The following is a 744-nucleotide window of genomic DNA, read 5'->3' on the forward strand; positions in this document are numbered from 1 at the left end:
ATCCAGATAGCGGACAAGCTTGGGCCACTGATTCAGGCTATACGTAATAGCCGCTCCCAGTAAACTTTCTTTCGTGACACTCTCGCTTGATTTATCCAACCAGCTTTTGAATTGCGCGAGCAACGGCTTGGCTAGCGTTTGCCTGGCTTCATATTTCTTATCAGGCGGCGCAGTTTTTAATTTACTCTCCAGCGCATAGAGTTTCTGGATATGGTTAAGGGCCACATCGGCCTTACCCGTTTTGCCTTTACCCTGCGCTTTTTGGGCTTCGACGAACTTACGTCTGGCATGCGCCCAGCAGCCGACTAAGGTTGCGTGGGTTTTCTCATATCCGGCATAACCATCAACCTGCAGATAGCCGGTAAACCCCGTCAGGAAGTCGGTGGGATGTTTGCTGCTGCGGCTGTCCTGATAATCAAACAGCACGAGCTTGGGGCCGGTACTTTGCTCTAAGCCACAGCCATATACCCACATGTAGCAGGTGCTTTTCTCAACATCCAGTACATTAACCGTGGTTTCATCTGCCCACAGCACGGGCTGTTTCAGAAGCTCAGCTTTCATTAACGCCAGTAACGGTTTCAGTTTCTCTGCACAGCTTATCAGCCAGCGGCTCATCGTTTGACGGCTAAGCTCAATACCGGCCTGATTAAACAACTGCTCCTGACGATAAAGCGGTAAGCCATAGTGCATTTTGCTGCTGATGATTTGGGCAAGCAGACTCGGTGTGGTCATGCTCTTAGGGAT

General features: G+C 50.3%; 1 protein-coding gene. It reads right to left on the reverse strand.

The window, feature by feature from the left end:
• Positions 1-744 (reverse strand): IS66 family transposase (gene tnpC / locus L5M49_RS25385; protein ID WP_263267002.1); only part of this gene is annotated, 744 nt, incomplete at both ends.

The organism is Shewanella sp. SM74 (assembly GCF_025653725.1).
Taxonomy (GTDB): Bacteria; Pseudomonadota; Gammaproteobacteria; order Enterobacterales; family Shewanellaceae; genus Shewanella; species Shewanella oncorhynchi.